13 protein-coding genes and 3 tRNA genes are annotated in these 20451 nt (G+C 69.0%); 8 read left to right on the forward strand and 8 right to left on the reverse strand.

Features of this window, described 5'->3' with window-relative positions:
* Positions 1 to 87 precede the first annotated feature (87 nt).
* Positions 88 to 1407, forward strand: a complete 1320-nt coding sequence (locus tag RM704_RS36640) for an RNA polymerase sigma factor (RefSeq protein ID WP_033530150.1) — start codon at positions 88 to 90, stop codon at positions 1405 to 1407.
* Between the two features lie 154 nt (positions 1408 to 1561).
* Here RM704_RS36640 and RM704_RS36645 read toward each other — a convergent pair whose 3' ends face one another.
* The 4 genes from RM704_RS36645 to RM704_RS36660 form a co-directional block, all read right to left on the reverse strand.
* Positions 1562 to 3499, reverse strand: coding sequence for an ABC transporter ATP-binding protein (locus RM704_RS36645; protein ID WP_033530151.1), 1938 nt, complete (start codon positions 3497 to 3499; stop codon positions 1562 to 1564).
* Positions 3499 to 5232 (reverse strand): ABC transporter ATP-binding protein, encoded by a 1734-nt coding sequence (locus tag RM704_RS36650; RefSeq protein WP_033530152.1) that lies wholly within the window; start codon positions 5230 to 5232, stop codon positions 3499 to 3501. The genes RM704_RS36645 and RM704_RS36650 overlap by 1 nt, the downstream gene beginning before the upstream one ends.
* A 138-nt stretch (positions 5233 to 5370) precedes the next feature.
* Positions 5371 to 6825 carry an FGGY family carbohydrate kinase gene (locus tag RM704_RS36655; protein ID WP_078937303.1) on the reverse strand — a complete coding sequence of 485 codons (1455 nt, stop codon included), beginning with the start codon at positions 6823 to 6825 and terminating at the stop codon, positions 5371 to 5373.
* Positions 6826 to 6905: 80 nt separating this feature from the next.
* A complete protein-coding gene (locus RM704_RS36660) occupies positions 6906 to 7211 on the reverse strand; it encodes a hypothetical protein (RefSeq protein WP_033530202.1) in 306 nt (101 codons plus the stop codon).
* Positions 7212 to 7386: 175 nt separating this feature from the next.
* Here RM704_RS36660 and RM704_RS36665 point away from each other — a divergent pair.
* The 3 genes from RM704_RS36665 (at position 7387) to RM704_RS36675 (ending at position 7788) form a co-directional block, all read left to right on the forward strand.
* Positions 7387 to 7459, forward strand: a tRNA-Asn gene (locus RM704_RS36665).
* A gap of 6 nt (positions 7460 to 7465) precedes the next feature.
* A tRNA-Asn gene (locus tag RM704_RS36670) sits at positions 7466 to 7541 on the forward strand.
* A gap of 173 nt (positions 7542 to 7714) precedes the next feature.
* Positions 7715 to 7788, forward strand: a tRNA-Ile gene (locus RM704_RS36675).
* Positions 7789 to 9021: 1233 nt separating this feature from the next.
* Here RM704_RS36675 and RM704_RS36680 read toward each other — a convergent pair.
* A complete protein-coding gene (locus RM704_RS36680) occupies positions 9022 to 9447 on the reverse strand; it encodes a hypothetical protein (RefSeq protein WP_033530154.1) in 426 nt (141 codons plus the stop codon).
* Positions 9448 to 9617: 170 nt separating this feature from the next.
* On the opposite strand from RM704_RS36680, the gene RM704_RS36685 reads away from it, so the two are divergent.
* From RM704_RS36685 to RM704_RS36700, 4 genes are all read left to right on the forward strand, one after another.
* Entirely contained in the window at positions 9618 to 13211 is a 3594-nt protein-coding gene (locus RM704_RS36685) for an ATP-binding protein (RefSeq protein WP_157856743.1), read from the forward strand.
* A 155-nt stretch (positions 13212 to 13366) separates the two neighbouring features.
* Complete coding sequence (locus RM704_RS36690) at positions 13367 to 13516, forward strand: hypothetical protein (RefSeq protein WP_157856744.1); 150 nt, start codon at positions 13367 to 13369, stop codon at positions 13514 to 13516.
* 654 nt (positions 13517 to 14170) lie between these two features.
* Positions 14171 to 14404 (forward strand): type II toxin-antitoxin system VapB family antitoxin, encoded by a 234-nt coding sequence (locus RM704_RS36695; protein WP_033530157.1) that lies wholly within the window; start codon positions 14171 to 14173, stop codon positions 14402 to 14404.
* Positions 14401 to 14808 carry a PIN domain nuclease gene (locus RM704_RS36700; RefSeq protein WP_033530158.1) on the forward strand — a complete coding sequence of 136 codons (408 nt, stop codon included), beginning with the start codon at positions 14401 to 14403 and terminating at the stop codon, positions 14806 to 14808. The genes RM704_RS36695 and RM704_RS36700 overlap by 4 nt, the downstream gene beginning before the upstream one ends.
* A 1159-nt stretch (positions 14809 to 15967) precedes the next feature.
* Here RM704_RS36700 and RM704_RS36705 read toward each other — a convergent pair.
* From RM704_RS36705 to RM704_RS36715, 3 genes are all read right to left on the reverse strand, one after another.
* On the reverse strand, positions 15968 to 17095 hold the full coding sequence (locus RM704_RS36705) for an XdhC family protein (protein ID WP_033530159.1): 1128 nt from the start codon (positions 17093 to 17095) through the stop codon (positions 15968 to 15970).
* 146 nt (positions 17096 to 17241) lie between these two features.
* Positions 17242 to 19473 carry a xanthine dehydrogenase family protein molybdopterin-binding subunit gene (locus RM704_RS36710; RefSeq protein ID WP_033530160.1) on the reverse strand — a complete coding sequence of 744 codons (2232 nt, stop codon included), beginning with the start codon at positions 19471 to 19473 and terminating at the stop codon, positions 17242 to 17244.
* Entirely contained in the window at positions 19470 to 20450 is a 981-nt protein-coding gene (locus tag RM704_RS36715; protein WP_033530161.1) for an FAD binding domain-containing protein, read from the reverse strand. The genes RM704_RS36710 and RM704_RS36715 overlap by 4 nt, the downstream gene beginning before the upstream one ends.
* Position 20451: the final 1 nt, after the last annotated feature.

Consider the following 20451-nt stretch of genomic DNA (forward strand, 5'->3'; position numbering starts at 1 on the left):
CGGTAACCGTGCGGTCACGGCCCGGACGCAAAAAGTCACCGCACGCCCCTCGTGGCGGCTGTGTGTCGTACTCCACACTGGGTTCCGGTGCCTGAGTCCTCGGAGCGCGGCCGACCCGTCCCCTACGGGTCCGAGATCCCCGCGGTTCCGCTCGATGAGTACGGGATGGACGGCGGAGAGGCCGCCCGCGCCATCCCAGACGTACCGCTGCCGTACGCCCTGGCAGCGACATTCCTGGAGGTCGCCCCCGTGCAGACCCAGACCCTCATACAGAACGACACCAGTACGGCCATCGGTACCGACGGCTCGGAACCGGCCGCGGAGACCGATGTCATCACCGCGGTGCCCGCCCAGAGCCGTGCCGCGCACCACCCCGAGGCGGCCCCGGACGGCCCGCCCGACCTGGACGAACCGCCTGCCGCGGCGGTCGAGGCCCTGGAGACCGCCGAACCCCCCGAACCCGTGGAACTGCCGCGCCACCGCGCGGACACCAGCGGCCCCTCCTCCGACCTCTTCCGCCAGTACCTGCGTGAGATCGGCCGCATCCCCCTGCTGACGGCCGCGGAGGAAGTGGAACTGGCCCGCCGCGTCGAGGCCGGCCTCTTCGCCGAGGAGCGGCTCGGCAACGCCCCCGACCTCGACACCGAGCTCGCGCTCGACCTCGACAAGCTGGTCGTCATGGGCCGCATGGCCAAGCGCCGCCTGATCGAGGCGAACCTGCGGCTCGTCGTCTCCGTGGCGAAGCGTTACGTCGGCCGTGGCCTGACCATGCTGGACCTGGTCCAGGAGGGAAACCTGGGCCTCATCCGGGCCGTCGAGAAGTTCGACTACGCGCGCGGCTACAAGTTCTCGACCTACGCCACCTGGTGGATCCGCCAGGCCATGTCCCGCGCACTCGCCGACCAGGCCCGCACGATCCGGGTCCCGGTCCACGTGGTCGAGTTGATCAACCGGGTCGTCCGGGTCCAACGCCGCATGCTCCAGGAACGAGGCTACGAACCCACCTCCGAGGAGGTCGCCGCCCAACTCGACCTGACCCCGGAACGCGTCAGCGAGGTCCTCCGCCTCGCCCAGGAACCGGTGTCGCTCCACGCGCCCGTGGGCGAGGAGGACGACGTGGCCCTCGGCGACCTCATCGAGGACGGCGACGCGGCGAGCCCCGTGGAGTCGGCGGCGTTCCTGCTGCTGCGCGAACACCTGGAGGCGGTCCTGTCGACCCTGGGGGAGCGGGAACGCAAGGTGGTCCAACTCCGCTACGGCCTCGCCGACGGCCGCCCCCGCACGCTGGAGGAGATAGGCCGCATCTTCGGCGTGACCCGGGAGCGGATACGCCAGATCGAGTCCAAGACCCTCAACAAACTCCGCGACCACGCCTTCGCGGACCAGCTGCGGGGCTACTTGGACTGAGGGGGTACGTCGTCGGGTACGGGCCGGGTGGAGCCCGAGAAGCACGGGGCGCAGCCCCTGCTTCTCAGGGGCGCGGGGAACTGCGCGCCCAGCCCCCACGCGCCCGCACCCGACAACGCACCTCTCGGCCCCCTGAGCCCCCTGAGCCCACCCCTCAGTCCACTTCCGCAACCGCCTCCGCGAACTGCGCCCTGTACAGCCGCGCATAAGCCCCACCCGAGGCCAACAACTCCTCGTGCGCCCCCTGCTCCACGATGGAACCGTTCTCCATCACCAGAATCGTGTCCGCGTCCCGGATCGTCGACAGCCGATGCGCGATCACGAACGACGTCCGACCGTGCGCCAGCTTGGCCATCGCCTTCTGGATCAGCACCTCGGTACGCGTGTCCACGGACGACGTCGCCTCGTCCAGCACCAGGATCACCGGATCCGACAGGAACGCCCGAGCGATCGTGATGAGCTGCTTCTCACCCGCGCTCACCCCGGTGCCCTCGTCGTCGATCACGGTGTCGTACCCGTGCGGCAGCGTCCGGATGAACCGGTCCGCGTGCGCGGCCCGAGCCGCCTCCTCGACCTCCCCCCGCGTGACCTTCCGCGAGGCGGACGCCCCGTACGCGATGTTCTCCGCGATGGTCCCTCCGAACAGCCATGTGTCCTGGAGCACCATCCCTATTCCGTCGCGCAGTTCGTCCCGCGACATGGCCGCGACATCGACCCCGTCGAGCGTGATCCGCCCGCCGGTGACCTCGTAGAACCGCATCAGCAGGTTCACCAGCGTGGTCTTCCCCGCGCCCGTCGGCCCCACGATCGCCACCGTCTGCCCCGGCTCGACGACCAGCGACAGATCCTCGATCAGCGGCTTGTCGGCCTCGTACCGGAAGGACACCCCCTCCAGCGCCACCCGTCCCCGCAGTTCCTCGGGCCGCACGCCGGGCACCGCGTCGGCCCCCTGCTCCTCCGCGTCGAGCAGTTCGAAGACCCGCTCGGCGGACGCGACCCCCGACTGCACGAGGTTGGCCATGGACGCCACCTGCGTCAATGGCATCGAGAACTGCCGCGAGTACTGGATGAAGGCCTGCACGTCACCGATGGACAGGGCCCCCGTGGCCACCCGCAGCCCGCCCACGACCGCGACCAGCACATAGTTGATGTTGGACACGAAGAACATCAGCGGCTGCATGATCCCGCTGTTGAACTGGGCCTTGAACCCGGCCTCGTACAGCCGCTCGTTCTCCTCGGCGAACTGCTTCGCCGACTCCTCCTGACGCCCGAACACCTTCACGAGCGTGTGCCCGGTGTACATCTCCTCGATGTGGGCGTTGAGCTTGCCCGTCACCCGCCACTGCGCGACGAAGTGCGGCTGCGACCGCTTGCCGACCCGCGTGGCCACCAGGAACGACACCGGTACGGTCACCAGCGCGACCAGCGCCAGCAGCGGCGACACCCAGAACATCATCACCAGCACCCCGATGATGGTGAGCAGCGAGTTGACGAGCTGCCCCATCGACTGCTGCAGCGTCTGACCGATGTTGTCGATGTCGTTGGTCGCCCGGCTCAGCACCTCACCGCGCTGCCGCTTGTCGAAGTACGACAGCGGCAGCCGCGACAGCTTCGCCTGGAGCTCCTCGCGCATGTGGTAGACGGTCCGGTTGATGGCCCGGTTGGACAGCCGCGTGGCCGCCGCCATCAGCAGCCCGGCGATCAGGAAGATGCCGAGGGCAACCAGCAGCACCGTGCCGACGGCCTCGAAATCGATGCCCTCGCCCGGCGTGAAGTCGGTGCCCTGCAGCATGTCGGCGACGCCGCCGTCCCCGCGCTCCCGCATGGACTCCAGGACCTCGGCCTTGGTCGCGCCCGCCGGCATCTCCCGCCCGACGACCCCCGCGAAGACCAGGTCGGTCGCCCTGCCGAGGATCCAGGGCCCCAGCACCGAGAGCCCGACACTGAGCACCGCGCACATGATCATCGCGTACATCGTGAACCGCTCGGGCCTGAACTGCGCGAGCAGCCGCTTCCCGGACCCCTTGAAGTCCATGGAGCGCTGGTCGGGACCGCCTCCGGCCCCCGCCATCCGTGCCAACGGCCCGGCCATCAGGCTGCCTCCGCTTCCGTGAGCTGGGAGAGGACGATCTCCCGGTACGTCTCGTTGTCGGCCATCAGTTCGTGGTGCCGTCCGGTGCCGACGACCCGGCCCTCGTCGAGGACGACGATCCGGTCGGCCTCCCGGATGGTCGCCACCCGCTGGGCCACGATCACCACGGTCGCGTCGGCGGTCTCCCGCGCCAGTGCCGTCCGCAGGGCGGCGTCGGTCGCGTAGTCGAGCGCGGAGAAGGAGTCGTCGAACAGATAGATCTCCGGCCGCTGCACCAGCGCCCGCGCGATCGCGAGCCGCTGCCGCTGCCCGCCCGACACGTTCGTCCCGCCCTGCGCGATGGGGGAGTCCAGCCCGTTCTCCAGCCGCTCGACGAACCCCTTGGCCTGCGCCACCTCCAGCGCGTGCCACAACTCCTCGTCGGTGGCGTCCGGATTGCCGTACCGCAGATTCGTCGCCACGGTCCCCGAGAAGAGATACGGCTTCTGCGGCACCAGCCCCACCGTCCTCGCCAGCAGCTTCGGGTCGAGCGTCCGGACGTCGACGCCGTCCACCAGCACCTCGCCCTCGGTGGCGTCGAACAGCCGGGGGACCAGCCCGAGCAGGGTCGACTTCCCGCTGCCCGTGGACCCGATGACGGCGGTCGTCTCACCGGGCCGCGCGACGACCTCGATCGACCGGAGCACCGGCTCCTCGGCACCCGGATAGCGGAAGCCCGCACCCCGGATCTCCAGGAACCCGTGCCGCCGCAGCTCCCGGACGGGCGCGACCGGCGGCACCACACTGGTGTCGGTGTCGAGCACCTCCTGGATGCGCTCGGCACACACCTCGGCGCGCGGCATCATCATGAACATGAAGGTGGCCATCATCACAGCCATGACGATCTGCATCAGATAGGCGAGGAACGCGGTGAGCGCGCCGATCTCCATGCCACCGCTGTCGATCCGATGGGCGCCGAACCACACCACCGCGATCGACGAGAGGTTGATGACCGTCATCACGATCGGGAACATCAGCGCGAGCATCCGCCCGGTTCCCAGGGACACGTCCGTCAGCTCGGCGTTCGCCTTCCGGAACCGGTCCTTCTCGTAGTCGTCCCGTACGAAGGCGCGGATCACCCGGTTGCCGGTGATCTGCTCCCGCAGCACCCGGTTCACGGTGTCCAACCGCTCCTGCATCGAGCGGAACAGGGGGCGAAGCCGGCGCACGATCAGGGTGACGCAGACACCGAGCACGGGCACGACCGCGAGGAGCACCCCCGACAGCGGCACGTCCAGCCCGAGCGCCAGCACGATGCCGCCGACGCACATGATCGGCGCCGACACCACCAGCGTGAACGTCATGAGCACCAGCATCTGCACCTGCTGCACATCGTTCGTGGTGCGCGTGATCAGAGACGGGGCCCCGAAGTGACCGACCTCACGCGCCGAGAACGACTGCACCCGGTCGAACACGGCGGCCCGGATGTCCCGGCCGACCGCCGACGCGGTGCGGGCGCCGTAGTACACGGCCCCGATGTTGCAGACGACCTGCACCAGCGAGATACCGATCATCAGCGCGCCGAAGGACAGGATGTAACCCGTGTCCCCCTCCACCACGCCCTCGTCGATGATGTCCGCGTTCAGCGTGGGCAGGTAGAGCGTGGCGCACGTCTGCGTGAACTGCAGCAGCACCAACAGGGTGATCGGTGTCCGGTAGGGACGAAGATGACTTCTCAGCAATCGTATGAGCACGCGAGATCTCTCGTGTTCGAGGACGGGGTTCGGGACGCACCACCCCCCATCGTCGAACACTCCACCCGCGTTACCTCAACCGAATTAACCCGACGGTGAGCAATCGATGGCCGAACCGCGCAGGTGAAGCCCGAGCTCTCAGGTCCGGAACGCCCCGGGATGGGTCTGTTCCCGAACCGCCACGTACTGCTGCCGGACCGCCTGCCCCACCGCCAGCTCGTCCCCCGGCTCCAGCACCTGCGCCGCCGCCCCCGGCCACATCGGAGGCGTACGCGGATCGAGCGTCCCCTGCGAGACCCCGAGCGCCCACGCGGCCTGTCGGGCCGCGCCCACCGCCGCGTAGTCCGCCGGCTGCGGCACCACCACCTGCACCCCGAACAGCGCCGGCGCCGCCGCCTGCACGGCCGGCAGCTCCGCCGCCGCACCCAGCAGGAAGATCCGCCGTACGTCCACGCCCCGCCCGCGCAGCACGTCCAGCGCGTCCGCGAGCCCGCACAGCATGCCCTCGAACGCGGCCCGCGCGAAGTGCTCCGGCTTCATCGACTCCCGCCGCAGCCCGGCCAGCGTCCCCGCCGTGTGCGGCAGGTTCGGCGTCCGCTCGCCCTCCAGATACGGCAGCATGACGAGCCCGTGGGACCCCGGCGTCGACTTCATCGCCAGGTCGGACAGCGCCTCCAGATCGGCCACGCCCAGCAGTTCGGTGGCCCCGCGCAGCGTCCGTACGGCGTTGAGCGTGGTGACGACCGGCAGATGCATGCCCGTGGCGTCGGCCAGCGAGGTGATCATCCCGGAGGAGTCGACGAGCGCCTGGGTGTGGACCGCCATCACGGACCCGGAGGCCCCCAGCGACACCACCGCGTCACCGAGGCCGATACCGAGCCCGAACGCGGCGGCCATGGTCTCGCCGGTGCCGGCGGAGATGAGGAGCCCCTCCGGCGTCGTACCGGCGGCGTCCGAGGGGCCGAGCACCTCGGGGAGCATGACCTGGTGTCCGAGGGCCATCTCGACGAGATCCGTGCGGTACTGCCCGGTGGCCGCGTTCCAGTACCCGGTCCCGGACGCACCGCCCCGGTCCGTCGTCCTTCTGACCGGCCGCCCCAGCAACTGCCAGACCAGCCAGTCGTGCGCCTGGAGCAGTACAGCCGTCCGCATCGCGGCGTCCGGTTCCGTGCGGCTCATCCAGCGCAGCTTGGTCACCGGCTGCGCGGCCCCCGGCACACAGCCGACGGCCTCCGCCCACGCGCCGCGCCCTCCGAGCGCGTCGACGAGGTCGGCGGCCGCCACCTGGGTCCGCTTGTCGCCGCCGACCATCGCCGGACGCACGGTGTTGCCCTGTGCGTCCAGCGCGATCAGCCCGTTCTGCTGGGACGAGACCCCGATGGCCTGCACGCCCTCCAGCAGCCCGCCGCCGGCCGCCTCGCCCAGGGACAGCAGCCAGGCCTGCGGATCGACGTCCGCCGGACGCCCCCCGCTCTCCGCCGACTCCAACGGGTGCGGGGCATAACCCTGCCTGAGCACTGCCCCTGTGTCCGAGTCACAGACGACAATGCGCGTAAAATCGGGCGAACTGTCCAGCCCGGCGACTATCCCCATGGCAGAAATTCTGCCGCACGGGAAGGGGTGGGAGCGCCGCGCGGGGGTCCGGTCGGCGCAATGTGACCCCTGCGACCCGCCTAGGTGTTGCTGGTGCCCCAGTCGTCCCCGGCCGAGCCGTTGGCATTGCGTTCCCGAAGCGAGCGCACCCGCTCGGCGACCAGGTCCGGCACACGGTCGCCGACCTTCTCGCTGACCACGTGGTACGCCTTGCCCGCGTAGACCCGCCCCTGCTGGGCGGCCGACTCGGCGGTGTTGCGCACGGCGGGGTTCTGCGCGACCTGCCGCGCGGACTTCTTCAACTGCTCGTAACGTTCGCGTCCGGCCTTCGTGCCGAGCACGTAGCCCAGGGCCAGTCCGGCAAAGAACGTGAGCCGATAGCGCATGGCGACCACCCTTCCCTTACGTCTGCGTCGGTCCCTTGCGTTGCCCTGCGCGGGCGACGGGCGTGGGGGATACCGATTGGCGGAGCACCCCCCTGCTTGCGCTAATGTATGTGTCGCAGCGAGCGCACGCCCCCTGGCGAATACCCAGGGAGGTACGTTCGATGCAGCGAGGCAATCCTCCGTAGCTCAATTGGCAGAGCAGCCGGCTGTTAACCGGCAGGTTACTGGTTCGAGTCCAGTCGGGGGAGCTTCGATCTTCCGTAGCTCAATTGGCAGAGCAGCCGGCTGTTAACCGGCAGGTTACTGGTTCGAGTCCAGTCGGGAGAGCCACCGAGGAAGGACCCCCTGAGGGTCCTTTTTCATGTTCGGGGGAACCGCGTGCGCCGCGCCGAGGTCTTCAAGGTCAAGAAGCGCATGCGAAGGCCGACCATCCGAAGCAGGAGATCGTATGAGCGGCTATGCTGCGGCAGACGGCGCGCACACATGTACGCGACACGCCGTACGGGGCGGTAGCTCAGCCGGTTAGAGCAGCGGACTCATAATCCGTCGGCCGTGGGTTCGAGTCCCACCCGCCCCACTTCAGTAGGTCTCTGACCTGCGGAAACGTTCATTTTGGGCTGTTGGATCGTCAACTTTGCCTGAACGGACTGAATCCGCTGCTCGTGGGTTTGGAGTCCGGCGGTGGTCGGGGAGCTCCAACCCGTCTGACCTGCGGCGGAGTAGGTGAGCGAGGTTGTCTCTCGGTGTCCGGGCGGCTGCCCTGAGGCTCGATACCAAGATCCAGGGACCGGACAGGGGCCGGGATGACGAGGCCCGTCTCCAGGCTAAAGGTGTCTCCGGGTCGCTTTTGTCCCATCCGCTGGTTGCGCGGCATGGGCTGCCATGCACAGCGCGGCTTCCATGGCCGGAGGGGTCGGTAGCGTTCCTTCGCGCAGCTCCGCCTTGCCCGACATGCGGTGGCGGAGGCTCGACTCGCTCAGGCACAGACGCATGCCAGGCCCTGACATGCTCCCACCGTCGTGACCGCGCTCGTCGAAGACCGCGACGCCGATTGGTTCGGCGCCTGGTCCGCCGCCCGGTCCCGGTCGGGCAGCCACACGGCGGACAGCCGACCGAGGCTGTCACAGGCCGACTCGGTGCGGTTACATCGGGAACATGGCGAGGGCCGACCGCGTTCTGCGCGGTCGCCCCTCGCCTGGCCGACGCCTGCTCCGAACCCGACGTACTGTCCTGGCACGAGTACGTCTGCGACACCACCGCCGACGGCTGGAAGAACACCTGCACCAGCCATCTGGCGAACTGGCAGACCCACGTCACGAACGTCAAGGACACGGTGAAGTCGAAGCTCGGCCACAGCCTCGACCACATCCTCCCCGAGTGGAACATCGACCCACGCGACAACGGTCCCGTCTGCGCCCAGAGCACCAACGCCGGCTACCTCGCCACCTTTACCACCACCGCGCTCGACACGCTGAGTCACCTCAGCCCAGCTGCTCGCGGTAGAAGCGCAGGGCCCCGAGGTTCTGGCGCAGCACAACGAAGTTTGATCCGCCGCCGAGTATCCGAACGTGCCGGATATCTCTGTGAACCGCTCCAGTATCTCTGTGAACCGCCCCGGGATCTCCGGGAGACTCCGGCCCACCCGGAACGGTTCGGTGATGCAGTGCTGCCCGCACCGCATGCCAGTCCCGGCACCCGATCTCGGCAGCGAGCCAGGCGGGCTGCCGCAGATGCCTGCCTGGCTCCGGCACCGCTCGCGATCACGTCGCTGCAGAAACCGCTCCGTGGTGTGCGACGACGTGACGGGAGCTCACCAGGCGGTCGCGCCGCAGCCGCCGGACCCGGTGCTGTTGTTGTGGACGCAGACCCGCGAGCCGGCGTTGGCGCCGTTCCAGTGGAAGCCGGTCGAGGCGCTGGAGTTGACCACCCCGTAGCCGTCGGACACGGGCTTGTAGTCGTACGAGCCGATGACCTTGCGCTCCAGCCACATGATGCACTCCGCACCGTTCCAGGACTGCACGAGTCCCTGGACGTCGCCGTCGGTGGACCTGCGGTTCATCCAACCCTTGCAGCTTCCGACCGTGACGTCCTTGCCGGAGATGTAGTCGATGGACTGGATGCTGGCGGAGGACTTGGGCGTTGCCGCCTCGGCCTGGCTGATGACGCCCAGCGAGGCGGCCAGGGCCATGCCGGAGATGAGTGCGCCCGTCCGTACGGCCCACTTCGCGCTTGTCACTTCGTCGGCTCCTGTGCGATTACGCATGGTGTCTCCTAGGTTCGTCGGCCCAGTTGCGTGGACGAGGACCAAGGTGCGCGGCCGACCGTCGGTGAACCTTGGACAAACGTTGAATGGGCTGGTCGAAGGTGCTATGCCAGGGTGGCGAAGTGAGACTCGGGGGGCATGCTGTGACGGTTGAGTTCGATTTGCTCGGCAGTGTCGAGGCGCGTGTGGACGGCCGAATCATTGATCTGGGTCATGCCCGGCAGCGGTGTGTCCTCGCCGTGTTGCTGGTGGACGCCAACCGGGTGGTTTCGGTGGACCAACTCGTCGAGCGCGTCTGGGCCGACCGTCATCCGCAGCGGGTCCGCAACACGCTCTATGGCTACCTCTCCCGTCTGCGGCGCGCCTTGGCCATCTCTGCGGGGGCGGACATCGTCCGGCGATCCGGTGGCTATGTCCTCGACGTCGAGGCGAGCGCAGTGGATCTGCACCGATTCCGGGTCGTCGTCGCGCGGGCCCGCGCGGCCGCGCGCAACGAGCAGGACGAGCAGGCTGTGGCCATGTTCGGGCAGGCGCTCGGCCTCTGGCGGGGGGCTGCCTTCGCGGGTCTGGACACCCCTTGGATCAACGCCCTCCGTGACGCCGTGGACCAGGAACGCACTGCCGCCGAACTGGACCACACCGACGTTCGGCTCCGCTGCGGTCACCACGCCGGACTGCTGGCCGAATTGTCCACCCGGGTCGAGGCGCACCCACTGGACGAACGACTGGTCGGCCAGTACATCCTCGCCCTGTACCGCTGCGGTCGCCCAGCCGATGCCCTCAACCACTACGAGCGAACCCGGCTCCTGCTGGCCGAAGAACTCGGCTGTGACCCCAGCCTCCCGCTGCGGCAACTGCACCAGCAGATCCTCACCACCGACCCCGCACTGAACGTCCCAGCCGCCGGACTCGCCGCCGGGCGTGCTCCGGGTTCCGCACCCGCTCTCGTGCCGCGCCCGTTACCCACGCCCCCGCCGGTGCGCACTCCACGGGGCGGCGCCGACCTACCCGGCCCGTCGACACCGCAGCTCCCCCGGACGGTAAGTCATGTGGTCGGGCGAGCAGCGGAGTTGAGGGTCCTCGACGGTGCGATCGAGGATGCCCTGGCCGGTGCGCCAGGGGTGGTCGAGGTGGTTGGGGAACCGGGTATCGGAAAGACACGGCTGCTCGGCGAACTCGGCGAGCGTGCACGACAGCGCGGTTTCCTGTCCTTGGCCGGCCGCAGCGTGGAGTTCGACCGGGCTCCCTACGGTGCGTTCGTGGACGCCCTGGACGACCACCTCGGCACTGTGGACTTCCTCCCGCTCCGGCATGATGGATCACCGCCCGGCGCGTTCACCTTGCTGAGTACGGTCTTCCCCGCGCTCTGTGACCGCTTCCCGGCCGGGCCGGAGCCGGTGACGGTTGAACGGTACTGGTTCCACCGGGCGGTGCGGACGTTGCTGGAGACGCTGAGTGCCGACGGCGGACTCGTTCTCAGTCTGGACGACCTGCAGTGGACGGATGACGGTACAGCCGAGCTGATCGACCATCTGGTACGGCACCCGCCGAGGACACCGCTGCTCCTCGCCCTCGCCTACCGTCCCCGGCAGGCCCCGCAGCGACTGGCTGCTGCACTGGCCCGGGCGGGCACGGAGGGAAGGCTGGCCAGGGTCGAGCTGGGTCCGCTGTCCCCGGCCGAGGGAGCGGAGCTGTGCGGGGCCAGGCCGGATCACTGGCGCTTCCGACGACTGTACGAGGCCAGCGGCGGCAATCCGTTCTACCTGGAGGCGCTGACCGGGAGCACCGGAGACGACAGCCTGCGGGCGGTTCCGTTGGACCAGACGGTCCCGGCCGACTCGGGGCCTGTCCCCGACGGTCTGCCGCAATCGGTGCGTGCCGCACTGCTGGAGGAGTTCGGAGGTCTGTCGGCCCCTGCGCGGGTCTGTACGCAGGCGGCCGCGGTGCTCGGCGACTCTTTCGAAGCCGACATGGTGGCGGTCGTGGCCCAGACCGGTGAGGCACAGGCTCTCGCTGCCCTGGACGAAGTCGCGGAGCGGGACCTGATACGCCAGATCGGCTCCACGCGCCAATTCCAATTCCGTCATCCGCTGGTGCGGGCAGCGGTGTACCAGGGGGCTGGCGCCGGTTGGCGGATTGCGGCGCACGCCCGGGCCGCGGACGGCCTGGCGCTGCATGGCGCGCCGCTGACCACCCAGGCGTCGCACGTTCAGCGTTCGGCGCGTGTAGGAGATGAACACGCCGTCGACGTGCTAGTACGGGCCGCCCGTCAGGTGATGACGATCGCACCGGCCACTGCCGTGCATTGGACACAGGAAGCCTTGCGACTGCTCGGCGAGCAGAGCCGACTGCGCCCCGAACTGTGGCTCCAGCAAGCCAACGCGCTGGGCATGGCAGGACGACTGCTGGAAAGCCGCGACATCCTGCGCACGGCCGCATCCCTCCTGCCCGCGCGAGCACGGGGCCGACGGGCCCAGGTGATTGCCCTCCGAGCCACCATGGAGTGGGCGCTCGGGCGGTACGAAGAGGCCACGGCTCTGCTGCTGCAGGAGTTGGCGGACCACGACGGCCAAGTGAAGCCTGAAACCGCCACCCTGGAGTTGGGGGTCGCGGTGGTGGCGCTTCGTACGAACGACTTCTCCACGGCCGTCGACTGGGGCGAACGCGCGTTGCGCTCGGCGGAACATATCGGCGACCCGTTGCAGATCACCGCGGTCCACGCTCTCCTGGCACTGTCACATACCTTCGCCGGCGACGCCAGGTCGACCGACTACCTCGACCTGGTGCTGGAAGCACTCGACGACACCGACGACCAGCAACTGGCCGGGCAAATGGACACCCTTGTCATGGTCGGCTGGACGGAAATGCTCCACGAACGCTACGACGCCGCTCTGCGCCATCTCGGCCGAGGTCTGGAAGTGTCCCGCCGCACCGGCCAGAGCCTCGTGCTCGCCGATCTGTTCGCCGCCTCCGCCTACGCCTTCATGTGGCTCGGGCGCCTGGACGAGGCGGCGACGTACGCCGACGACGCCCTGGAGGCGGCATCGCTCGTCGGCAGCAGCGAGCCGCGCTCGTTGGCCGAGGTGGTGAGCGCGGCGGTCTTGATGTGGCGGGGAGACTTCGCCGGAGCACTGAAGATCTGTGAGGAGTCACTCGCCCTGGCCGGCCCCGCACCGGGCGCGCGCCGGTCGGCGATCGTCGGGATGCTCGGCCAGACGCTGCTGCTCAACGGCGATCCCCATGGTTGTGTCAGCAAGGTGCTCGAAGCGGGCGGCGGCCCGCACCTGTTCGGGTTCGAAGCCCCGGTCCGTCCGATGTGGTTCCGGCTGCTGACTGTCGCGGAACTGGCTCTGGGCGACATGACAGCTGCCGAAATGTGGGCCGACCGCGCAGCCGCTGCCTGCGCAGCCCCTGACGGGCCGCCCGGTCGGCGCGGGTTCGCGTTGCTGGCCCGAGCCGAGATACAACTCGCCCGGCAGAACCCAGCAGCGGGTTCGACCGCGTGCCGGGCCGCTGCCGAGTTTCGCGCGGCCCGAATGCCCCTCAACGAGGCCATGGCCCGGCTGACAGCCGGTATGGCACTGTCTGCCTCCGGCCGTCAGGCCGAAGGACTCGCCCAGTTGGAACAGGTGAAGGCCCTTTCCGTTACCTGCGGGGCCCTCGCCCTGTCAGAATTGGCTGATCACGAACACCACCGAATCACCGCCCGAACCTCGCCTCCGACAACCGGGACCTGAAGTTCCCGAACAGCACACGCTCCGGTAGGGCGAGTTCTCCGAGGGGTGCAGCCGGGCTTTGTCCCTCTCAGCGTCGGGAGTCCAGCCGCTGGTCGACGGCCCCACACGGAGCGGTCGCTGGCCGAACGACTGGCCGAGAAGAGCAGACCGTCTCCTTGCCAGACACTCTTCCCGACATCGGGTCATGGCCCCAGCAGGTCGGGACAGAGGCCGACTTCACCGCGCTCGTCTCGACGGCCTACAAGCTGTGGAGCAAGAACTGGGAAGTGGACATCGGCTTCTTCCTCAGTCAACCATCACGCTGATGGCCCGATGGAACGGATCTTGTTACGAGCTCTGAGGACTGAAGGTTCATGCCGAAGAACGTTCGCAGAGACCGCATGCTGGAAACGGAGCCATTGCACGTTCGAAAAGGAATCCGCTGCGCGAGGGTTCGACCGCGCTGGTTGAGCTGGAGGGACGTTCAGGATTCGGTATCGGGCGGGTCTCACAAGGAGCGGCAGGGACCACGAAGGGACCGCAAGGACAGGAACCAACCGCCAAGGACCGCGCTAGGCCGACACAGGTGCACGCGTCTGACCTGCAAGAACGGCGTGAATCGGCACTGATCGACAAGGACCGCCAAGATCCTCAATGGACTCATAATCCGTCGGCTGTGGGTTCGAGTCCCACCCGCCCCACCACTCGCTACGCGAGGAGAAACCTTCTGACCGGGCATTTTCCTGGTCGAGGCGAGAGTCTGAGGGTCTTGGCGACCCCCGTGGTGATCATGATTTCTTGATCGTCTGGACAATGTTCGGACAAGTCTCCGCTGGCTCGTCCCGCAGGGAGAAGTGGGCCCATGTGAACGCCTTGGCACCCGGCGCGCCTCCCCCGCGTGGTCTGTTTGTGATTGACGCCCACGCTCGATGTTGGTGATGTATCCTGTGTGCATACATCGTGTACATGGGAGGTGTGCGATGTCCGTCACGCAGATTGATCTCGACGACGAGGCGCTGGCCGAGGCCATGCGGCTCATGGGTGCCACGACGAAGAAGGAGACCGTCAACGCGGCCCTTCGTGACTACGTAGCGCGGATCAGGAGGCTTGAGGCCGCGGAGAAGCTGGCCGCGCGAGGTGAGCGCGGCGAGTTCGAGCAGGCCGCGGCGGCGCATGAAGCCGAGAAGCGTGCGCGGCGCGAGGCCTTCGAGTGATCACGTATCTGGTCGACACCTCGGCTCTGTGGCATCTGTTCCGTACCCCAGGTGCGTTGCGCCCCTGGGAGGGACACATCGCCGCCGGGGTGTTCCACCTCTGTGAGCCGACACGCGCCGAATTCCTCTATTCGGCGACCAGCCCGTCTCACCGAGATGAGCTGGCCGAGGAACTGGGCACGCTCTGTCTGCTCTCCCCGGTTCCCAAGAACGCCTGGCGGTGGGTCGACACCGCCCAGTACAAACTGACCCAGAGGGGCCAGCATCGGGCGGCGGGAGCGATCGACCTGTTGGTGTGTGCGACAGCTGTACACCATGGGCACACCGTCCTCCACGTGGACAATGACTTCGCGACGGTGGCCGGAGTCCTCAAGGAAGTCCAGCAGCGAGACGCGCGAGCCTGATCTCCGGAGGCAGGAACACGTCTGTGGGCTTCTGACCTTGGTGATCGATGTCTCCGGGGTGCATCACTACGACCTATCCCCGCATGGGCGGCCGATGGGTTCATCAGGTCCCGAAGTAATTCCGTCTGGGAGCTATGCCCGCATGCACAGGGCCGACATCGCCAGGACGCTGAAGCCGCTCTACGTCCAGGAGCTATCCCCACGCACGCGAGGATGTTCCTCTGCTCCCGTACACGGCTACGAGCGTGGAGACGTCGGCTCCCGCTCCCGCAGGGATGCTCCGCCGCTCATCTCCGCCGGGCCGAACTCCGGGGGTGTCGCCCCCCGCACGCGAGATAGCCCGTACGGTGATCGTTGAGGCGACCGGAGGAAATGAGGGTCCGCGTTTTTTCGGGGGGCGCTCCCCCTGCCTTTGAGTCGCTGTAGGGAAATCCGCTGCGTGCCAGTTCGAGGCCCGCCCCGGAGCGGGATCGACAAGGGCCGCCGAGATCCCCAATGGACTCATAATCCGTCGGCCGTGGGTTCGAGTCCCACCCGCCCCACCTTTGCAGGCCTGTGACCTGCGGAAAGGTTCCTTTTTGGGTGCCGGACCGTCAACTTTGCCTGAACGGAGTGCATCCGCTGCTCGTGAGTTCGGCAGCACCTGCAACGACCGCAGCTCATGGTGCTCTGACCTGTGGGTGAGTCGCCACAGCGGTCCGGACAAGGCGTCGACGGCGAAATCGAGGCCGCGTTGAGGCCAGAGGTGTCGGGACGTACTGCCTGTTGAGCCACCTCCTGTGAGTGAGGGGACGACGCTGATGTCACCTGGCTCGGGGATGGCGGAGAGGCCTCGACATGGGGCGGCTCCGAGGCCCGTTCACAGGGTGGGTAAACGGCCCAGAGCGGACCACTTGCACTCTCACCAGTCGGCCTGCGCGACTCTTGATCGCGCCTCTCCAAGCGGCCCTCCGTCTTGGCGCCTACGGTGACGATCTCCGCGATGGTCTCCGGCAGGGCGTGCACGGGGACGCCGAAGCGGGCCGCGCCCTGGCAGTGGTCGGGGTGAGCATGGCTGATGCCGCGATGATTCGTGACGGTGCATGACTGCTCCTTGCGAAGGTCGGGGAAGAGGGCTCCGGAGCAGAGGCGGAGAGGTGTTCACCGGGCGGACAGCGGGTCAGGCAGCGGTTCGAGCTGTGGAACGGTGGATGGGTCCCGTGCCGGCGGACAGGGGCAGGCCGGTGGCTCGGTTGCTGTGGGCAATGATCTCCGCGGAGATGGATACGGCTGTTTCCTCGGGGGTGTGGGCGCCGAGGTCGAGGCCGATGGGGGAGTTGAGGCGGGTGAGTTGCGCCGTGGTGACGCCGGCCTCGCGCAGCCGCTGGTTGCGGTCCTCGTGGGTGCGGCGGGAGCCCATCGCGCCGATGTATCCGACGGGGAGACTCAGTGCCAGGGCGAGCAGGGGGATGTCGAATCTGGGGTCGTGGGTGAGGACGCAGATGGCGGTGCGGGCGTCGGTCTCGGTGGCTGCGAGGTAGCGGTGGGGCCAGTCGACGACGACTTCGTCGGCGTGCGGGAAGCGGGCGGCGGTGGCGAAGACGGGGCGGGCGTCGCAGACGGTGACGCGGTAGCCGAGGAAGCGTCCGGCCTGGCTGAGGGCGGCGGCGAAGTCGACGGCCCCGAAGATCAGCATGCGGGGCGGAGCGGCGTGGGCGTGGACGAGGACCGAGAGTGTGACGGGGCAGGTGTCGGGGCCTTTGCCGACATCGATCCTGGCGGTGCGTCCCGCTCTCAGCAGGGCGTGGGCCTCTGCCAGGACGGCCCTGTCCTCGCTCTCGCCGCCCAGCGTGCCGTCGTACGCGCCGCCCTCGCCGAGAAGGGTGAGGGTGCGGCCGAGGAGTTCGGCGGGGCCGTCGACCACTTGGGCCACGGCGGCGGGCCTGCCCCGTACGGCTTCGCCCAGGGCGGCGGTCAGGTGGGGCTGGGCTGTCGGTTCGACGCGTTGGACCAGGACGTCGATCTCGCCTCCGCAGGTCAGGCCGGCGGCGAAGGCGTCGTCGTCGGAGTAGCCGAACCGGGCGCGTGCGGGGCCGCCGCCGTCCTGGAGCATCTGGCGGCAGAGGTCGTAGACGGCGCCCTCCACGCAGCCGCCGGAGATGCTGCCGACCACCGTGCCGTCGGCGTCGACGGCGAGTGAGGTGCCTGGCGGCAGGGGTGCGCTGCCGCTGACCTGGACGACAGTGGCGAGGGCGAAGGGGCGGGCTTCGCGGCACCAGGCGTGCAGCGTGTCGGCGATGTTCAGCATGGGCACGTCTCCGTGGGTAACGGTTTTGGGCGGGCCGCCGCGGTGTCGGCGCGGGAGAGGCGACACCGCGGCGGCCCTGGTGTCCGGCGGTGGGCCGCTCACCTGCCGCCGGACGGTCGGAAGGGGCGCCGAGGGGGCCCCGGTGTTCAGAGCAGGGCTTCCGCGGTGATGGGCAGTTCGCGGATACGACGCCCGGTGGCGTGGAAGACGGCGTTGGCGATGGCGGGCGCCACCCCGACCTGGACGATCTCGCCCAGGCCCTTGACGCCGATGGGGTCTGCCTCGCGGTCGTCGCCGTCGAGGTAGATGGCTTTCAGGTCGGGGACGTCGGCGTTGACGGGGACGAGGTAGTTGGCGAGGTCGGCGTTGACGATGCGGCCGTCGCGGTGGTCGGTGACCGTGTGTTCGAGGAGGGCCTGGCCGATGCCGCCGACCATGCCGCCCAGGGCCTGGCTGTCGGCGAGTTTGGGGCTGATGATGCGGCCCGCGTCGTAGACGCCGAGCATCCGTCGCACCCGGACCAGGCCCAGCCGGGCGTCGACGGCGACCTCGACGAAGACCGCGCCGTAGGCGAACAGGGAGTGCCGTTCCGGTCCCGTTGGGCGGGTGAAGGATCCCATGGCTTCGAGGTGGGTGCGTTTGTTGCGGGTCAGGAGTTGCCGATAGGTCTCACCGCGTGCGGGATTGTTCTTCACGTGCAGTCGGCCGGCGCGGACCACGACGGTGTCGGGATCGACGCCGTGGAGCGGTGATGCAGCGTCCTCGACGGCGAGTTCGACGGCCTGCGTCCGTAGCTTGTCGCAGCCGTCCTGGACGGCGGAGCCGACGCTGGCCATGGTCCAGGAGCCGCCGTGCGGCGGGGCGGGCGGCATGAGGGAGTCGCCGAGGCGGAAGGTCACCTTGCCCATGGGCAGGCCGAGGGCGTCCGCGGCGAGCTGGGTGTTGGAGGTGTAGGTGCCCGGGCCCATGTCGCTGGCCGCGGACTGGACCAGCGCGGTGCCGTCGGCGTCCAGCCGGACCGACGCCCGGGCGTCTTGGCGAGCGGTGTCGTAGACGCCGGTGGCCATGCCGGTGCCGATCAGCCGGTCGCCGTCCCGGGTGGAGCGCGGGGTGGGGTTGCGGCGGTGCCAGCCGAACTCGCGGGCGCCGACCGTGTAGCACTCGCGCAGTCTGCGGGTGGAGAACGGCAGCCCGCTGGACTCGTCCTCCTCGGGCTCGTTGCGCAGCCGCAGCTCGATCGGGTCGATGCCCAGCCTGTGGGCGAGCTCGTCCATCGCCGACTCGATGGCGTAGGAGGCGGTGGTGTACCCGGGGCCGCGCATGAACAGCGGGGTGTGTACGTCCAGGGGTACCGTCCGGTACTCCTGGCTGACGTTGGGCATGCTGTACAGCATCTGCCCCGGGATCAGTACGGACTCCGTGAACGTCTCGTACGACGACGTCTCGGCGCGTACGTCATGCGTCATGGCGGTCAAGCGTCCGCGCCGGTCGCTGCCCAGGCGCACCGCGTACTCGTACGCGGGTCTGAAGCCCGTTCCGAAGTACAACTGCTTTCGCGTCAGGGCGAGTTTGACGGGGCGCTTCGTCTCGCGGGCGGCGAGGGCCGCGATGGTGACGTGCGGCCAGGCCCGCAGTCCGCTGCCGAAGCCGCCGCCGACGAACGGAGAGATGACGCGCACCGACTCCGGAGGCAGACCGAACACTGTGGCGAGTTCTATCTGGGTGCCGAACACCCACTGCGTCTTGTCCCACACGGTGAGCTTGTCGCCGTCCCAGCGGGCGGTGGTGGCGTGCGGCTCCATCGCGTTGTGGTTGTTGCGGGCGAGGTGGTAGGTCATCTCCATGCGTACGGCGGCGGAGTCCAGCGCCCTGTCCGTATCGCCCCGTGCGTAGGTCCGGGGCTCGTCGGCCGGTGCGTCGGCCATGTCGGTCGACGGCTGCTCGGCGTCGTAGGCCACCTTCACCAGACTGGCGCCGTGCTGGGCGGCCTCCAGGGTGGTGGCCACCACGACGGCGACCGGCTGCCCGTGGAAGAGCACCTTGTCGTCCTGGAAGACGTGCAGCCGCTCGCCCGGCGGGGCGGTGGGGAGCGGGTTGCGCTGGTAGGGCAGTCGGGGAGCGTCGAGGTGGCTGATCACCCTCAGGACGCCGGCATGGCCGAGGGCGGCGCGGGTGTCGATGGCGGTGATACGGCCCCGGCCGATGCCGCTGTCGACGATGACGGCGTGCACGGCTCCGGGGATGATGGGGGTCCCCCCGCGCGAGGTTGTTCGAGCGTGGGGGAGGTCGACGGCGTACAGCGCCTGTCCGGTGACCTTGAGGCGGCCGTCCACCCGGGAGAGCGGGGCGCCGACGGCTGCCTGCGGCTGCGGGCTCACGCGGTGCCTCCTACGATGCGCAGCTGGCGCTCGACGGTGCGTTTCAGGAGCTCGATCTTGAAGTGGTTGTGGTCCAGGGGGCGGGCCCCGTCCGCCGCTCGTTCCGCGGCCTGGGACCACAGGGCTTTCGAGGGCCGTTCGCCGATGAGGTGCCGCTCGACGGCGGGCAGTTTCCACGGCACGGTACCCACGCCCCCGGCGGCGACCTTGGCTTCTCGGATCACTCCGCCGCGTACGTGCAGTGCGACGGCCGCAGAGGTGAGGGCGAACTCGTAGGACTGCCGGTCGCGGACCTTCAGGTAGCCGGACTTCAGTGGCCGCGGAAGGGCCGGGATCTCCACCGCCGTGATCAACTCACCCCTTTTCAGGTCCTGTTCACGGTTCGGGGCGCTGCCGGGCCGCAGCAGGAAGTCCGCGAAGGCGACGCTGCGCTCCCCGTTCGGGCCCACCAGCCGCACCTTCGCCTCCAGCGCGGCGAACGCCACGGCGACATCGGAGGGGTGGGTGGCCACGCACTGGTCCGAGGACCCCAGGATCGCGTGGGTGCGGTTGTAGCCGTTCAGCGCGGCGCAGCCGGAGCCGGGGCCGCGCTTGTTGCAGGCGGCCGTCACATCGCGGAAGTACGTGCAGCGGGTGCGCTGCATGATGTTGCCGCCGATGGTGGCCATGTTCCGCAACTGAGCTGACGCGCTCAGTTCCAGCGCCTGGGAGATGACCGGGTGAAGGGTGCGGACCTTGGGGTGGGCGGCGGCTTCGGCCATCCGCACCAGGGCGCCGATGCGCAGACCCCCGCGCTCGGTGACCGTGACCTCGCGCAGCGGCAGCGCGCTGATGTCGACGAGCGTCTCGGGGCGTTCGACGGTTTCGCGCATCAGGTCGACCAGGGTGGTGCCGCCGGCTATGTAGCGCCCGCCGCGCTGCCCGGCCGCGAGCGCGCTCCGGGTGTCCGCGGCCTTGGTGAAGGAGAAGGGATACATG

This window comes from Streptomyces gottesmaniae (assembly GCF_031845845.1).
In the GTDB taxonomy this organism is placed as follows: Bacteria; Actinomycetota; Actinomycetes; order Streptomycetales; family Streptomycetaceae; genus Streptomyces; species Streptomyces akebiae.